Raw genomic sequence first — 14,582 nt, 5'->3', positions numbered from 1 at the left:
TACGGAGGGTAAACGTGCCTGCCGGAATGTTGATTTCCAGCAGCGGTCGGCCTTTCGAATCCACCGCCGGCGAGCGAAGCACCATGCCCAGGATGATTTCCTGAATGATCGCCTTACTGATGATCGCGGTGTTGAACACGGCCTGCCCGTTCTCAATTACAAACATCGGTACAACCTTGCCGTCGATTTCATTCACGACCGCCATCCGTTGAGCCATGATCAGGAACTCCGACTGCGACCCATTTGAGCCGAAGGCAAGGCCAGTGGTCACCCGCCGCCCATCCACAATGGTTTGTGCCTGGAGCGTGACCTGCGCGGATACCCTGTTGTCGAGGCCAACTACGGTCTCGCTCACGGATCGGACAGAGGCGCTTGTCTGCCCGATATTCGACTGCAGCGTTTCCGATACCTTGGCCTGCGCCTCGATTTCAGATGCTCGCACCCGCTTCTCAGTGCTGATAGCCGCGGTCGATTCCCACGCCTTAATGGCTCCCGCCAGATCGCCTGAGCCGTTGTCACCGCGGACAGAAGCACGCAGCGCCTCATTGCTCGACGCCTGGGATGTGATCTTCCCGTCCAGATTCGTGACTTTCGAATCCAGGCTCGTGATCGCCTGGGCATTGCCGGTCGCCCTTTGATCGACCGCAGAAAGATCACTCTTAAGCTGGGTGATCTGCGCTGCCGACGTCTCGCGGTTGCTGGCCACTACCTGCTCTAGAACAGTCAGTGACGACTTGTTGTCGCCTACTTGGGCACCCAGACTAAGCATTTGCTGGGCCATCGCGTCGTTTTCACTAGCTCGGGTTTTACGCTCAACGGCAAGATCTGCCGTGGACGTCCACCCTTTGATCGCGTCAGCAAGTTCCCCGGCGCCGTCACCACCACGAGCAGCGGAGCGCAGCGCCTCCACCGAGGTAGCAGTAGCCACGATTTGGCCGTCGAGTTCCTCGATCTTCGTCTCGATGATCTGCACCTGGGATGCCAGCGCGTTCGCTGTCTCCAGGATGGTGCCGATGTCGGTCCAATAGTCTGCGTCGGGCGGCGCCTCTCCCACGGGCACCGGACCTTTTGCTTGGTAGAGACGTTGATCAAGCCGGACTATGTCGCCCTTAAGATAGGGCTTGGACGGGTCGTAAGCGAGCGCATCGGTCACTTGCTGGATCAGGTCTTCCAGTTCCTGCTTGGCTTCCTCGAGGCGTTCATTTACCGAGCCCGGCCCATTACCAGAAATCAGTTCGATCTCTTCGCGCAAGCTCTGATACAGCGCCCCCTTGCCGATCTTATCGGCGTAGTACGCCTCATAATCGCTCTGCTTCGAACTGGCCTGGCCATTGACGGCGCCGCGCACCGGGAAAAACGGGCCGACGTTACCGGTTCGATCTACCAGGCGCGCCCAGAAGAACAGGCTCGCACCGGCAAGCAGGCCGTGCATCTCATGCGAGGCTTGCGGATAGCTGAGGTCGCTCAGCTTGATCGCAGTCGTCAGGTCCGCCGATTGGCTGTACCAAAGTTCCGTCCGCTGGGCGTCTTCGGCACCTGGTGGAAATCCCCACTGGATACCGATGCCATATACCAGGCTGGTCGTTGTCAGGAATGACACCGCCGGCGGCAGGCCAACCTTCCCTTGCAGGTCGGTGAGGACGGAGTTTTTCCACACCGACGAGATGTCGAACGCGCTCACCGCACGCACCCGGGCCAGATAGGCGCCCGAGTAGATGCCGGTGATGTCTACACTCGTTGAGCCCGTGCGCTGCACCTTGATCCAGTTCCCGTTGTCCTTGCGCCACTCCACGTCGTACGCGACGGCACCGGTAACGGCTGGCCATGAAATGTTCATGGTGCTGATGGCGATACCCTGGTTCACGGCATAGCTCGACGTCAGCGTGACGCTTGCCGGCGCCGGAACCACGGTGATCGGGATCACGCTGATGGGTCGCTCTTCCAAGCGCGCGCCAGTGTCGATGTGAGCGAACTTGCTCGGATCGTACTGAACTGCCGAGATCTCGAACACGCCAGGCTCCGGCCGCGCCACGCTGACCACGCGATAAAGCGGGATGGCAAGGTCGTCAGCATCCAGCGCCCACACCAGTTCGCGCTCGGGCGGCACGGAATAAGCAACGGTCACGGTGACCTGCCGACCGCTGACAAATTGCACGGTACGGCCCTCACACTTGCCGTCTGGCAGGTTGAGGATCAGGCGATCACCGGGCTTGGCCTGGGTATCCCGATCCAACGTGATGACCTTGCCATTCACTGCGGAGATACGCCCACCCACGGGGCGCCCCGCCAGCAATTCGTCCGCGATAGGGATCACGTAGCCAGGCAGCGGGATACGGCCGTCCAGGCCGACCTTGAAGGTAACGGCCCGGTCCTTGGAGTTGGTGAGCAGCGCCCACTTACCTCGGCGCTGGGCCTCGGACTCGCGGGTACAGCCGATGGCACTGATCTCCAGCGGATTGTCGCCGTAGCGGCGCTGCAGCTTCTGATCGGTCACCGCCGTGACGTCTGTGTCGTAGTTGTTCAGTGTGTTGTCGTAGCTGATCAGCGCTCTGGTGTACCGGGTGCGCTCCGATGCGCTGGAGTAGGTGAACTTGCCATCGATGACGTTCGCCTTGGTGTAGGCGAAGTCGAAGTCGGTGGCGCGCGGCATATCCGCCAAGGTGAAAACCTGGCCTTGGGCCCAATAGGTCATACCCCGGTAAATGGTCGAGATATCGCGTAGTAGCGACCAGGCGTCAGCCTTGCTCTGCAGGTTCAGGTTGCAGATGAAGCGCGGCTCCTGGCCACCCTTCCCGTCCGGCACCAGTTGGTCGCAGTACTGCGAGATGCGATACAGCTCCCACTTGTCCACCATCCACGGCTTGATGCGACGGCCGAGGCCGAAGCGGTCTCCGGTTGTAATGTCGTAGGTCATCCAGACTGCGTTATCGGTCCAAGCCTGCTTGAATGTGCCGTCCCAAACGCCCGAGTAGGTGCGTGACACCGGGTCATAGTTGCTCGGTATCTGCATCTTTTTCAGCCTTGTCTCGACGGTCACGGCCGGGATACTGCGGAACTGCTCGGCGGAGAACTCAATGTAGAGCAGCGCGGTGTTTGGGTATCGAACCTTCGCATCGATGACCTCAGTGAAGCCTGAGATCTGCATCGTGTCGGAGATTTTGTTGTTGTTCTGGTTGATGGTCAGCCGCGTGATACGCATCAACCAACCGGTTGTTGCTTTGGGAAGATCAATGCGGCGGGTGCGCTCGTAAAGGCTGGTGGTCTTGCCGTCGACCGCTTCACTGAGCACCTGTTGGTAGGCGCCGCCGTCGGTGGCCAACTCAACTTTGTACTCAATCCGGTAACCGTTAATGTTGCCGCTGGCGTCCACAGACTGAAGTGCCGGCCAGGCGAAGCGCACGCGAACAGCAGAGAGCTGCGTGTTGTTGATAGCGCGAACCCATGGCGTCCCGCTGTGCAGCTCGGTACTGATCGTGGTCTCGTTCTCGATCGAGGGGATGCCCTGGATATAGCTCTGATCCACCGCTCCGGTGCGCCACTCCCACTTCACGTTCGGGAAGTTCATGTTTCCCTGGGGATCTTGCAGCGGGGTGTTGTCGAGAAAGATATCGCGCGCGGTAGGCGTGCCTTCGAATTCTCCTTCACCGATAGCGATTAGCATTTTGGCAATGGCGATAGAGCGCAGGCTGTCAGGGGCCTCGGTGGGCGTTTTTGGCTTCTCGGAGCCACCCTTGGCGCCGTAAATATCGAGCTTCTGTGCTGCGCCCATGCTTTTCTCCAGGCAATAAAAAACCGCCTCGGGGGCGGCTGCGGTGCTACGAATGTTGGCTACATTTGGTCTTCGGCGTAGATCGCAGCACTGATGATCGCCCCGCCCACTCGCCGCTTTCCATAGCAGAGCGGAACCGGATTACCGGAAGCGGTGGTGTTCTTGGCGCTGCCGAAGGCATAGCCGGGCGTGTTCTCGGGGGCAGCACTAGTCTTCAGGCCGCTGGCTTGAGGGCTAAGCATCTGGATAACACCGCCAGCAACGAGCCCGATGCCGGCGCCAATAAGAGGAGTACCGAATGGCGTGGCCGAAAAGACCACCCCAACCACAATCAGAATCGCGCCGACAATCGTCTGAAGAATGCCGCCACGCTTGCTACCTACCACTACGGGGGCAATGCGAATATCCCCGGCACCGTGGTAGGCCAGTTCTTTCTCGCTAATGTTGCGCTTGTCGCGAAATACCGCGAATTCAAGCCCGCGTGACTTAGCATTCGATAGAAACCGCTCAAAGCCGGGGATCTGGACGCACAGCGCCTTGATGGCCTCGGCTGGCGACTTCACCGCAAGCCTGAACGACTTCCCGAACTGCCGGAGCTGTCCATGCAAGCGAATGGTCGTCATTGTTTGGTAGTTGATCGCTGAGGTCTGCATCAATTTCTCCAGGCGTAAAAAACCGCCCGAAGGCGGCTTTATGGTTTTCGTTTGTCAGTTGTAATCGACGTAGGGACCAATGTAGAACCCGGCCATATCGCCGCTGATGCGGTATAGGCTTTCCTTACGAGGCTGGACAGTTGCAGAGATGGTTCTAATTGCAGCGCCCGCACAAAGCCCTGATCCGGCGAGACCGGCGCCGATATTCGGCGAGCCTGGGGGGAGATAAAAGGTAGCTCGTTGCCCAGTACCGATTTTCGCAGCCTTGCGCCCATCGATATAGACCACGATATCGCACCCTGAGCCAACAGCGCCGGAGTCGCGTACAACAGTGATCTTCCCGCTTTCACCGGCCGGCTTTGCCTGGAAGGCATAAATCTCATCCGAAGGCACCGGCTTAGCATCCTGCACCGAGATTGCCGATGAGGCACACCCTGCCAGCATCGCCACTGCTACAGCCGCTATCAAAATCCGCATGTCGTCCCCTCTTTGATTTGGCGGGACTGTAGCATTTCCGACGTCGAAATCTCTCTCAAAGTGACTTTTCCAATGCATCGTCGCTGCTGAAACTGATGTATTAGAGGTCGCATTTTATATTGTTCGTGCACCAAGACCGCTCTCGTGATCTTCAATCAATGTTTCAATGCTTCACATTGCGCACGCAAGTCCCTATCGTTGATTGGACCGCAAGTACCGTTATTGGTTTTGGCATTACATAAATAGCGCTGATCGTGATCATCAATGCTATTACAACTGCCTCCGTTCGTTTCCGCATTGCAGGCACGACGCAAGTCCCGATCGTTGATCGAACTGCAGCTACCATGGTTGGTTCTTGCATTACATAAATAGCGCTGATCGTGATCATCAATGCTATTGCAGCTACCTCCGTTCGTTTCCGCATTGCAGGCATGACGCAGGTCCCGATTACTGATCGAACCGCAAGTACCACTGCCCTCCTTAGCTCTGCAATAAGCGCGCTGGTCCGAATCACCAATGGTGGCGCAGCCGGCAAAGGCGTAGCCGCTAATCATCAGCAGTACTACAAAAATCAATTTCATCGTTTTCTTCCTTGGTTTGCCGGAAATCCGACCGGCATCGTCGGCATCCCTGGCGAGCTGCACAGACACATGTCAAATTGACATTATCGCAAGAAAAAGTTCCCTCGCATCTTCAAGTAGTCTACCCGCTGTCCTAGCGGTCAGCGTGGATGGAATGCCAGTGGCAACCGGGTGGCGCTGCCGCGTCATGTTGATTGTTTCGCGTCTTTGTGCCTGAGGATCAGGCGCGTCCTGTCATGCCAGGGTCCGCCGTAGACGATAATTTCTGACGGCCTGCCGTATAGGTGGTGCAGCAGGAACGGACCTGGGCCGACAACGCAAGATTCCTCGCCAGGCAACGATGGATCGGCGCCAAGGTATATGCCAGCGTGGTTCGGATGGGCTGTCCGGCCGACCTGCATAACGATCATGTCGCCGCGTTGTGGCATGTCGACACGCATGAAGCCGGCGGCCTCGTAGTTCCGCTCGTAGAGGCTTGCGTTACCCGCGCTTTCCCACCAGCCATCGGTGCGCTGGAAGGCTTCGAATTCCAGACCCCACTCTCGGGCATACCAATCAGCGCAAACCTGCCAGCAGTCCCAGGCGCCGTGCACGAACGGGCGCTTGAGTAGCGGCGTGCTGCCGGTTGGCGTGATCGTGCGCACGTCGCCTTCGGGCCACGACAAAATGTGCCAGGGCAACGCCGTGGCTTCGCACATGGCCAAGTCATGCGGTGACGGCCTGCAGGTGGCGTCCGGATGCGAGTGAACGATGCCGACCACTTCGCCCAAGTCTTCCGCCGCGGCGTAGTCCTCGGGATCGAGTCTGAACTCTTCGTTCGGATCCGTGGCGATGTTCCGGCACGGGTAATACTTCTGCGCTCGCCCGACGGCCAGTAGCAGGCCGCAGCACTCGCGCGGATATTCCGCCGCCGCGTGCGCCTGGATGGACGCAATGATGTGTTTGCGCATGGTCAGCTCCGGGCTATGAGGGAAACGGCAGGGAAGCCACCGAAGGAGAGTTCGTTGTTCTCGCCGAAGCGCAATTTGCACGACGACAGACAGCCTTTGCACTGATCCTTGGCCGGGTCATCCGTGGGGTTGTCCTCGTCGTCGAACATGGCCACGCCGGTATAGCCGCAGTCCGGCCCCCGGTAACCATTGGTCATGGCCCAATGGCAGAACGTGGTCATCTGCCGCCCGGGCAGGCCGTGGTTATCGATCTCGCCCGGAGAGGACAGCTCCCAGACGACGGCCTCGCCGTCTTCACTGGTTTTCTGGTCGATGTACCAGATCTCCAGCGCCTCCTGCATGGGGTCGGCGGTTGGGTTGCCCTCAGGGAAGTTAGCCGCATCCAGGTACTGGGCCAGGGTCTCGCGGACTGTGAGCTTGAACTTGAGCATGTCCTCGAAAGCCAGGCACAGCGCCGTGACGCGCCCGTTGACGTTGCCGGCGGCAAAAGTCGGCCGAGAGGCGGTGCCATCGCTGCTTGAGGAAATACCCTCAATCTGCACCGGCCAGGCCGCGTACTCCTGACCCTGCCAGATAATCGACTTGGCGGGCAGATCCTCTTCCGAGCCCTCATAGGCCAGTAATTCTTCTGGCGTGTGCGGGATAGCGTGACCGTGGAAGCGCAAGTAATCGGCGCCGTACTCGGTACCATCAATTTCGAACAGGCGAATCTCGCCGCCGGGCTCCAGTTTCTGGATGTCCGTGATCAGTTCCATGGGTGGTTATCTCAGGGATGAAAGGTTTGCTGGAAGGTCGCGGTGATGGCGTAGACCTGGCCGCCACGGTGCACTGGCTTGTAGCCGTTGCACTTGTAGAGACCAAGCTCACCCAGGGGCGGCTCCCAGAGGAAGCCCTTCGAGCCTTTGTGTCGGTCGATGAAGTCCATGATTTCCTTAATGCGCGGCTTCAGGCCGGTAAATGTTACCGGCCAGGATTGCGACCGGTTGTTGAGACCATCCTCGACCGACTGCTCGTAGCCATCTCCGAACTTCTTGGAGCGGACGCGCTGGGCAATATCGCCCTCCGCGCCCTTCTCCGTCGCCCATCTGAATCGTTCAATAGCCATCAGCGCCCCTTAATTGCTTTGTTGATGACGCCGCCCTGGCGCATGTCCCTGCTCCGCAGCTCCTGATACTTCTGCTCTACGAACGTCGCCAGCTCCTTGCCGAAGAGGTCATAGCCAGGTGCATCAGCCGAGGAGGTAGCGTTGCCATCGCCATCGATATGCACTTCGACATTGATCTGCGTTCCGCCAGTCCCGCCGCCGCCCATGGCCATAACCCCGAGCTTGCCGCTCGACGTCCGGGTCAGCGGCATGATTGCTTCCTCCCCTGCCTCACCCATGACGCCGGTTTTGCCATTGGCCATCCCGAAAGCCGTGGGCTTGCTGACGATGGAGTTCGTGAACGCACCGCCATCGGCGAACATCTGCACACCGCCCGACCACGCGCCGCCCTTGGCTTGCGGGAAGTAGGTGCTGGAGTAGCCGGCCGAAGAGGCACCGAGGTTTGACGACGTGGCACCGGCAGACCCGGCGGCCATGCCATTGCCGCCGCCGGCCGCGCTGCCACCGAAGTAACTCGCCGCCGCGCCAACCAGACTGCCCAGCAGTGCCGAACTTGCCTGCCGTGTCGCAATGCGCGCCATGTCCGCCAGGATCGATTTGGCGAAGTCCGAGAACGACGCCTTACCGGTCATGGCAAAGTTGACGATGGAATCCTCCATGGAACTGAAGGCGTTGCCGAACAGGCTTTTGGTTTGCCCGGCGATGTTGCGCGCCGAATCCAGGTAGTTATCCCAGGCTGCCGTTGCGCCCTTCGTCCAATCGCCCTCGGCGTTCTCCACATCCGCATAGTTCTGCCGGATCTGGTCCGTCGCGGCCTTGTTCGCGTCTGCGAGCGCCTGCGACTTCCGTTTAAACTTTTCCTCCGACATGTTGCGCGACGGATCAGACTTCTGATTGGCGAGCTCCAGCGACTGCTGAGCAAACCGGTCCTGCTGGCTGTTCAGTTCGCCGCTGAGTGCGTTCTGTCGATCGCCCTGCCCAACGCCGAGCACTGCGCGCTGGCCTGCCAGTTCCAAAGCCCGCTGTTGCTGCCCCAGCGCCTGCACGTACGTGCTGATCGCCCGCTCCTGCTTTGCCAGGCGCCCGGTTTCGTTGGTGGCGAGCACTTCAAGCTGGCTGTTGGCATCCTTCTGCGCTTTAACCAATCCGGCGCGCGCGTCGGCGATCTTCTGGTCCAGCTGGATGCTTTGCGCAGCCGACGTGGACTTCTTGCCCTTGGCGGCCTCAAGCGCCGCAATCTCTGCTTCGTAGGCTGCCGTTGTCTGGTCGAGCTGATTCCCGATCAACGCCTGGCGCCGCAGCAGATAGTCTTCCTCAGACAGTAGGCCAGCCTTCTGGGCCGCCTCCAGTTCCTTCTGGTAGTTTTTGTAGGTGTCGGTGATCGCCGCCAAGTCGTTCTTGGCGTTGTTGAAGCTGGTCAGATCAACTTGGGTGGCGGCGGTTTTCGGGTCCTTGTTTTTATCCTCAATGCCTTTCAAAAGAATGTCGTACGCACCACCGGAAAACTTTTTGCCGTCGTAGCTCACACCGTCAAGCAGTGGCGACTTTTGCCCTGCCTTTTCTGCATTCTCGTAAAGCGCTTTGAACTGGTTGTTCAGCTTCTCCAGTCCCGCTTTGCGCTTATTCAGAGGGTTGACGTTGTCTAGTTGCGCATCCAGCGCTTTCTGAGCCTCGATTGCCTTCTGGTTAGCGTCGGCGTTCTCACCGGTGACAATTGCCAGGTTAGAGCTGGCAGTCTGTCTGGCCTTCAGCTCGGCAAGTTTTTTCTCAAGCGCCTCAGTTGAGTCGTCATGCTCACCGGTGCCCAGACCAAGAGCCGAGTTCAAGGAACTGAGACCGTTAGAGATGGCGCCAGCAATTCCGCCGCTCTTGCGGGTATCAAGAACACGCTGGGTGATCTCGATCTGCTTGGCCAGGTCAGGGAATATCTCCGACCGGACTTCTGCGTACGCGCCCTTGATGGCGTTCTTGATCCTGTCCCAGTCGCGCTCCACGTCGGATAACGATTCGCGATAAGTCTTCAGGCGCGTCAACGCGGCCTGGTTCAAATCTTCGCTGAGCACATCCAAGGCACGCTGGCTGTCGCCCTGGTCATCCAGCCCCTTGATCACCTGGTACTGCTCGAGGGTGATCAATCCGTACTGACTGCTGATTTTGCTGGCGGCTTCAGTTGCTGTATCGCCAGCGGTGGCAAAGGACTTGGCGAGTTCGCCCGCCCCCTGACCGGTAACTTCGCTGACTGCCGCTGCAGCTTCAGCCAAATTGCGGATCTGGGTGCCGCTGGTGGCCGCGCCAGACGCAAGCGAAACAACGGCCTCTCGCGCACCGAACAGGTTACCGGTAACACGCCCAACGCCGTCGGCCATATCCTTCAGGCTGGCAATAGCTTGCCCCGCGCCATTCGTGCCGCCGTTGATCGCAGCATTGAACTCTCGCGCCTGCTTCATCGCATCGAAGTAGGCATAGCCAACCGAGCCGAGTACAGCGACCAGCAGGCCGGCCGGAATCAGCATCCCTGCCAGGCTTTTCGCCGATTCACCGGCGCCAGCCCCCAGCTGAGCGATCGCACGCGCCCCACTGCCCAGATCGCCTGCCTGGATGGCGTTAGCCAACTGCATGACGTTTTCTTGAGCTTGACGGGTACCGAGCTTCAGCTTGTCGAAAGCGCTAGCGGCTTCAGTAAGCCCCGACCGGTCCTTCCCGATCTTAGCCAGAGCCTCGTTGTAGCGCTCTGCATCGATCTGACCAGCTTTATGCAGGTTATTGAGCGCGTTCTCCTGAGCCTCAAGCTTCGCCAACTTGGCGGTTACCGGGTCAATCCCGTTGACGGTACGCTTCAGCGCCTCAATCTGACGATTTTCCGCTTCGATCAGCTTCTGCTTCTGCGCCAGCTCTTTGGCTTCTGCCTTTTCAATCTTGTCGTAGGCCTTTCCCAGCTGATCCTGATATTTCGCCTGCTCTTCGATGGTGACCAAGCCGCCCTTGCGGGCGCGCTCCAGCAAACCCTCGGCTTGAACCAGCGACTCCATGCTCGAAATATTGCCCGTCATAGCCTTGTCTAGCTGGCTGATGACGGAGATTTCCGCGACTGCGCTGTCAGCTGCCTTGCGACTGGCTCCAGCTTGCCGACCCCTCGCTGCCGTTGATTTATCGATGCTTTGCGCAACATCCGCTTCGGCCTGGGAAACCTTTTTACCGGTGTCGGCCAGGCCTTCGCCCGTTGTGCCCAGGTCATCAATGGCCTTCTGGGCGCCTTCAGCGGAATCGACTAGCTTATCAAGATCATCAGCAGCCTTTGCGGCCTGTGACGACTCGACAGCAATACCCAGGGAAGCGAAGTTGGTGCTCATTTGTTTTCTCTCTGTTCCGCCATCACCTGCAGGGCTTCAGCCTCCATACGGCGAAAGTCGCTGAAAATGGTTTGTCGCTGGCTGATCGGTACGCCACACATCCGAATAACCCCGGAGAGAACGCTGTAGTCCATGCCTGTCACGCCGCACGCGCCTGTTCGCCACTGTGTGCTCATTGCCTCAAAGACCTTGAAGGCGTCCCAGTTGTCGGGCCAGATGCCGATCTCTGTGGAGTAGTCGGCCGCAGTGAAGCCGAAGGCATCCGTGCCCTCCAGCGTCGGCTCATAGAGCGCGCGTGCAGCGCTTAGGAGTTTCCCAGGCGGGCTTCGTTGAAGGCTTCGGCGTAGGCATTCAGCACGGCCTTGGGGGCCGAGTTAATGGAGTTGACGAGGATGCGTACGTTTTCAGGCGTGAACTTTTCCTCGATATCCCAGCCGACGACGACATCAAGCAATTGGTCGGCCTGCAGATCGATCTGAGCAGCCGTGAATGCCTTGAGGTCCATGTCTCCTAACTGCTTGCTCAGCTCGTCGTGCCGCTCGTTCCAGCCGGTGTACAGCTCGGCGAGCGCGGTGCGATCCAGGTACTTGAACTCGAACTCCACCTTCTCGGCGCTATAACCGGCACGCTGGATCATCACCGCCGCCTTGAAGGTCGGCTTCTGGATCAACTTGAACTTAGCCATGAGCCCTTCCCTTACGACGCGTAGCGAATGAATTTGGCGACGACTGCAAACACTGCGGTGACGGTCATGATGTTGTTCTTGTTGAGGGACGGCACGTTGTCGAACGAGGCGTAGGCGTTGTAAACGATGCAGCCGCCAGCGGCGAGGTTCACCTTCACGGCGCGAGGCTTCTTGTCGTCATCTGCCTCAATCAGCACGTCGTTGTGAGGCAAATCGGGATCGTCAGCCAGAGTGAGCGTGAACGCGATCGCCGACTTGGTCGTCGGGATCTGATGCTCGTCATCCTCTTCAAGAAAGGAGTAGGTTGCGTTCTGCTGATCACCGCCGGACTTCGCGGATTCCGTCACCTGGCTGACGGGCACCCAGTCCGTGATCTTGCGCACAGACCCAGCGCCGCCGCCCGCAACATAGCGCGCTACGTTGAGAGTGTTTGCCTTTTCAAGGACAAACGCGTCGGCGGTAGCAGTTTTCACGCGCAGCACGCGATTGTTCAGTCGGGCCCAGCCAGACGTCACCTCGACAAAATCGCCAGCCTTGAGGCCGTGAGCCGCCGCCGATACCGAGGCTTCAAGAGCATTGGAGATCGCAGTGACGACGATCGGATTGCCGTAGCCGGATGCGACGACAACGGTAGAGCCATTCGGCAGAAAGACGGCCATGGGTATTTCCTCTTTTCAGAAATGACAAAACCCGCACAGAGGCGGGTTATTGGGTTTGCCCTATGGGCGGTGGAAGTGCTAATCAGGTAAATCTGGAATGGAGCAAAGGGGAAAAACAAGGTGACAGAGGTCTCGCTACTCAACCTGCTTCAAGACATGGAGATCAGCTTGCATCAAGCAAGTGTCCGAAATGACCCTGAGCAACTCAATCGTCTATTGCACAAAGACTTCCATGAAATTGGTAGTTCAGGGGCCTTCTATTCAAAAGCTGATACCGTTGAAAGCTTGCCGCTTCAAAGGTCTCGCGTTGATATCTTGGCGCGAAATTTCAAACTGACCGTGATATCTAAGGACGCTTGTCTACTGGTATACGAAGCCTCCCAATCCAGCCGCGACGGAGCACCAAGGCAATACGCACGGAGATCTTCAATCTGGAAGCTTGAGGCTGGAGTCTGGCAAATGCTATTCCATCAAGGGACGCCTACTCGCCCGTTTGATCCTGGCTAAACGGTGTCTGCTCGGTATTCGAACGACACAGGTACGGTGAACGTGGGTGGATCGGTTATACCAGGGCCAGGGTCTGCCGATGACATCGTGACGACGGTGACGCCCGCCTTCGTGTCTCTCGCGTACAGTGGAAACAGTGCGCTCAGCTCACCCACAAGCGGGTTCGTTTTTGTCTTCCCGGTATTAGCCGGAGCCACAATGCTGACCTGGTAGACGCCGATGAAAGCGCGGTGATCTCCGGCAAGCGTGCTACTTGCGGTATCGCCTGGGAGCGCAAATGCCCGTAGGTAGGTCTCGCCGTCCGCAGGGTCATACTGGATATTCTCAAACACGACCTTGATCGGCTCTGCCCGCGCCTTGCTCCAGGCAAGTAACTTGGCCTCGTAGATCGACGCGATAATGGCGTGGCTCATACCTGGTTGTTCCTTCTGGCTTCGTCGACGATCTGCTGGAAGCGGGCCAGAGTGATCCGGACCATGCCGCCGGGTGCCTGGGTTGAATGCCCATACTCCAGCGGGATGCCATACGGCAGGTTGTTGACGATGTAGGCCGTTTCGCCAGCCGTCAGTGCCTGGACCTGCAGTCGCAGCTTAGCCAGCGTCACGCCACCAGCCGGATCGACCTGATCAAGCGTGCCCTCCGCCGGCGTGCCGATGGAAAACTGCCAGTTCCCCCGAAACCGGCCGCCAACGTAGTCCTTGCCTGCCACCAAACCGTTCACGTTGAAGTTCTGGTCGCGCTCGGTCTTGGTCAGGGGCTTGGCGTATTTGACCCCGCGCCGCAGCTTGCCGGCCTTCGTGAAGTTTGATTCGTTGAGGTTGATGATCGTGTTGCGCACCGCGACATTGAAGTCGTAGTCATCGGCCGCCCGGGTGTTGCTCTGTCGATGAGCGACGTTCACCGACCAGATCTCTGGATTGCCCACCGGCGACATTCGGATAACGCTGCTGCCGATCTCGATAACGATCTCTCGGATGGTTGCATCGATACCAGCCTGGGCTCGCTCAGCGAAGTCTCGAATGTTCTCGGCAAAGCTGCCGTTCATGCTCGCGTACTTGTTCGCCATGTCACTTCCTCAGCTGGGCCGTCCACGTTGCATCAGCCGGATCGGCGGACACTTTCATCACCCGCAGGTCGTTGATGATGTCGCCAATGGCTGGGGTAGCCGGTACCGTCGTTGGCACACCGGCCTCCGACACGAACAGTTCGTTTTGCAGCACCAGCAGCTTCTTGTCGGTAGTCTGGATGAGGGAACCGTCGATTTCCTTGGACAGGTAGCTGCCCAGAACACCGCGCCCCCTGTAAGTGACGGTGCTGTCTGGCGTTTCGCCGCCCAGGTCAGGGTCATACTCGCCCGCGATCTTGCGCACGCCCGTCACGGGTTTAACCGCGTCGGCCAATCCATCAGGATCGTCGAACGACTCGGCCAATTCGGCCTGGATCTCTTCACGCATGCCCATGATCAGATCCTTTTCAGCATCATCACGCTGGAGCGCTTGATCCACGGTTCCAGCAGCACCATGGCGAAGTTGACGCCGGCTGACTGATCGGTGGAGCCTGCCACGTAGGTCTTGCTCACAGACGTGCCGGACTGCGCGGATACGGTCTTGCTCTGCACTTCCTTTTGCGTGGCCGTGAACAGCTTGCCCGCCGCTGCCTCTTTGGCAACCTGGGCGCCGGCTGTTTTGATCTCGGCCGGAACCGGATCAGGAACAGCCCGCTTAATCTTGGCTGTGAGCCAGGCGTTTGCCATAGTCACAGCAAGGACCGGATCACCGGTGCCGGACCAGTCAGGACCGAGCTGGGCGTCAACATCGGCAATGGTGATGAAGTCGGTCATGTGCTT

16 protein-coding genes are annotated in these 14,582 nt (G+C 58.9%); 1 reads left to right on the top strand and 15 read right to left on the bottom strand.

From position 1 onward, the window contains the following. The 11 genes from gpJ to G7025_RS13955 all read right to left on the bottom strand — a co-directional run. A partial coding sequence (gpJ, locus tag G7025_RS14005) for a TipJ family phage tail tip protein (RefSeq protein ID WP_181079776.1) occupies positions 1-3,769 on the bottom strand: 3,769 nt, incomplete at its 3' end. Positions 3,770-3,828: 59 nt separating this feature from the next. Continuing rightward, positions 3,829-4,422, bottom strand: coding sequence for a tail assembly protein (locus tag G7025_RS14000; protein WP_181079775.1), 594 nt, complete (start codon positions 4,420-4,422; stop codon positions 3,829-3,831). Between the two features lie 54 nt (positions 4,423-4,476). Further along, the gene (locus tag G7025_RS13995; RefSeq protein WP_181079774.1) at positions 4,477-4,899 is read right to left on the bottom strand and encodes a hypothetical protein; all 423 of its coding nucleotides are present in this window, start codon (positions 4,897-4,899) and stop codon (positions 4,477-4,479) included. Between the two features lie 155 nt (positions 4,900-5,054). Continuing rightward, positions 5,055-5,480 (bottom strand): hypothetical protein, encoded by a 426-nt coding sequence (locus G7025_RS13990; protein ID WP_181079773.1) that lies wholly within the window; start codon positions 5,478-5,480, stop codon positions 5,055-5,057. Between the two features lie 185 nt (positions 5,481-5,665). Continuing rightward, on the bottom strand, positions 5,666-6,430 hold the full coding sequence (locus G7025_RS13985) for a C40 family peptidase (protein WP_181079772.1): 765 nt from the start codon (positions 6,428-6,430) through the stop codon (positions 5,666-5,668). A gap of 2 nt (positions 6,431-6,432) precedes the next feature. Further along, complete coding sequence (locus G7025_RS13980) at positions 6,433-7,185, bottom strand: phage minor tail protein L (RefSeq protein ID WP_181079771.1); 753 nt, start codon at positions 7,183-7,185, stop codon at positions 6,433-6,435. Positions 7,186-7,196: 11 nt separating this feature from the next. Further along, complete coding sequence (locus tag G7025_RS13975) at positions 7,197-7,535, bottom strand: phage tail protein (RefSeq protein ID WP_060773103.1); 339 nt, start codon at positions 7,533-7,535, stop codon at positions 7,197-7,199. After that, positions 7,535-10,885, bottom strand: coding sequence for a phage tail tape measure protein (locus tag G7025_RS13970; RefSeq protein ID WP_181079770.1), 3,351 nt, complete (start codon positions 10,883-10,885; stop codon positions 7,535-7,537). Before G7025_RS13970 ends, G7025_RS13975 begins: the two co-directional genes overlap by 1 nt. Then, a complete protein-coding gene (locus G7025_RS13965; protein WP_181079785.1) occupies positions 10,882-11,160 on the bottom strand; it encodes a DUF1799 domain-containing protein in 279 nt (92 codons plus the stop codon). Before G7025_RS13965 ends, G7025_RS13970 begins: the two co-directional genes overlap by 4 nt. A 29-nt stretch (positions 11,161-11,189) precedes the next feature. Further along, positions 11,190-11,570: a phage tail assembly chaperone gene (locus G7025_RS13960; protein ID WP_181079769.1), complete on the bottom strand. Its 381-nt coding sequence runs from the start codon at positions 11,568-11,570 to the stop codon at positions 11,190-11,192. 11 nt (positions 11,571-11,581) lie between these two features. After that, the gene (locus G7025_RS13955; protein ID WP_169903614.1) at positions 11,582-12,229 is read right to left on the bottom strand and encodes a phage tail protein; all 648 of its coding nucleotides are present in this window, start codon (positions 12,227-12,229) and stop codon (positions 11,582-11,584) included. Positions 12,230-12,385: 156 nt separating this feature from the next. Here G7025_RS13955 and G7025_RS27105 point away from each other — a divergent pair, with 156 nt between their 5' ends. Then, positions 12,386-12,736, top strand: a complete 351-nt coding sequence (locus tag G7025_RS27105; protein ID WP_350355779.1) for a nuclear transport factor 2 family protein — start codon at positions 12,386-12,388, stop codon at positions 12,734-12,736. Here the strand turns inward: G7025_RS27105 and G7025_RS13945 are convergent. The 4 genes from G7025_RS13945 to G7025_RS13930 are packed head-to-tail and all read right to left on the bottom strand — an operon-like array spanning position 12,733 to position 14,576. After that, complete coding sequence (locus G7025_RS13945) at positions 12,733-13,149, bottom strand: phage tail terminator-like protein (protein WP_181079768.1); 417 nt, start codon at positions 13,147-13,149, stop codon at positions 12,733-12,735. The genes G7025_RS27105 and G7025_RS13945 overlap by 4 nt on opposite strands. After that, the gene (locus G7025_RS13940; RefSeq protein WP_181079767.1) at positions 13,146-13,802 is read right to left on the bottom strand and encodes a hypothetical protein; all 657 of its coding nucleotides are present in this window, start codon (positions 13,800-13,802) and stop codon (positions 13,146-13,148) included. Before G7025_RS13940 ends, G7025_RS13945 begins: the two co-directional genes overlap by 4 nt. Position 13,803: 1 nt before the next feature. Next, positions 13,804-14,196, bottom strand: a complete 393-nt coding sequence (locus G7025_RS13935; protein ID WP_181079766.1) for a hypothetical protein — start codon at positions 14,194-14,196, stop codon at positions 13,804-13,806. A 2-nt stretch (positions 14,197-14,198) separates the two neighbouring features. Beyond that, positions 14,199-14,576: a hypothetical protein gene (locus tag G7025_RS13930; RefSeq protein ID WP_181079765.1), complete on the bottom strand. Its 378-nt coding sequence runs from the start codon at positions 14,574-14,576 to the stop codon at positions 14,199-14,201. Positions 14,577-14,582: the final 6 nt, after the last annotated feature.

It is taken from the genome of Pseudomonas lurida (assembly GCF_013522705.1).
Taxonomy (GTDB): Bacteria; Pseudomonadota; Gammaproteobacteria; order Pseudomonadales; family Pseudomonadaceae; genus Aquipseudomonas; species Aquipseudomonas quebecensis.
The sequence above is the reverse complement of the archived record's forward strand: the minus strand, read 5'-3'. Positions and strand labels throughout refer to the sequence as shown.

Coding starts and splice junctions, on each gene's coding strand:
- G7025_RS13945 (WP_181079768.1), bottom strand. CDS start 13,149: ATGAGCCACGCCATTATCGCGTCGATCTACGAGGCCAAGTTACTTGCC.
- G7025_RS13985 (WP_181079772.1), bottom strand. CDS start 6,430: ATGCGCAAACACATCATTGCGTCCATCCAGGCGCACGCGGCGGCGGAA.
- G7025_RS13960 (WP_181079769.1), bottom strand. CDS start 11,570: ATGGCTAAGTTCAAGTTGATCCAGAAGCCGACCTTCAAGGCGGCGGTG.
- G7025_RS13995 (WP_181079774.1), bottom strand. CDS start 4,899: ATGCGGATTTTGATAGCGGCTGTAGCAGTGGCGATGCTGGCAGGGTGT.
- G7025_RS13955 (WP_169903614.1), bottom strand. CDS start 12,229: ATGGCCGTCTTTCTGCCGAATGGCTCTACCGTTGTCGTCGCATCCGGC.
- G7025_RS13940 (WP_181079767.1), bottom strand. CDS start 13,802: ATGGCGAACAAGTACGCGAGCATGAACGGCAGCTTTGCCGAGAACATT.
- G7025_RS13990 (WP_181079773.1), bottom strand. CDS start 5,480: ATGAAATTGATTTTTGTAGTACTGCTGATGATTAGCGGCTACGCCTTT.
- G7025_RS13975 (WP_060773103.1), bottom strand. CDS start 7,535: ATGGCTATTGAACGATTCAGATGGGCGACGGAGAAGGGCGCGGAGGGC.
- G7025_RS27105 (WP_350355779.1), top strand. CDS start 12,386: ATGGAGATCAGCTTGCATCAAGCAAGTGTCCGAAATGACCCTGAGCAA.
- G7025_RS14000 (WP_181079775.1), bottom strand. CDS start 4,422: ATGCAGACCTCAGCGATCAACTACCAAACAATGACGACCATTCGCTTG.
- G7025_RS13930 (WP_181079765.1), bottom strand. CDS start 14,576: ATGACCGACTTCATCACCATTGCCGATGTTGACGCCCAGCTCGGTCCT.
- G7025_RS13970 (WP_181079770.1), bottom strand. CDS start 10,885: ATGAGCACCAACTTCGCTTCCCTGGGTATTGCTGTCGAGTCGTCACAG.
- G7025_RS13980 (WP_181079771.1), bottom strand. CDS start 7,185: ATGGAACTGATCACGGACATCCAGAAACTGGAGCCCGGCGGCGAGATT.
- G7025_RS13935 (WP_181079766.1), bottom strand. CDS start 14,196: ATGGGCATGCGTGAAGAGATCCAGGCCGAATTGGCCGAGTCGTTCGAC.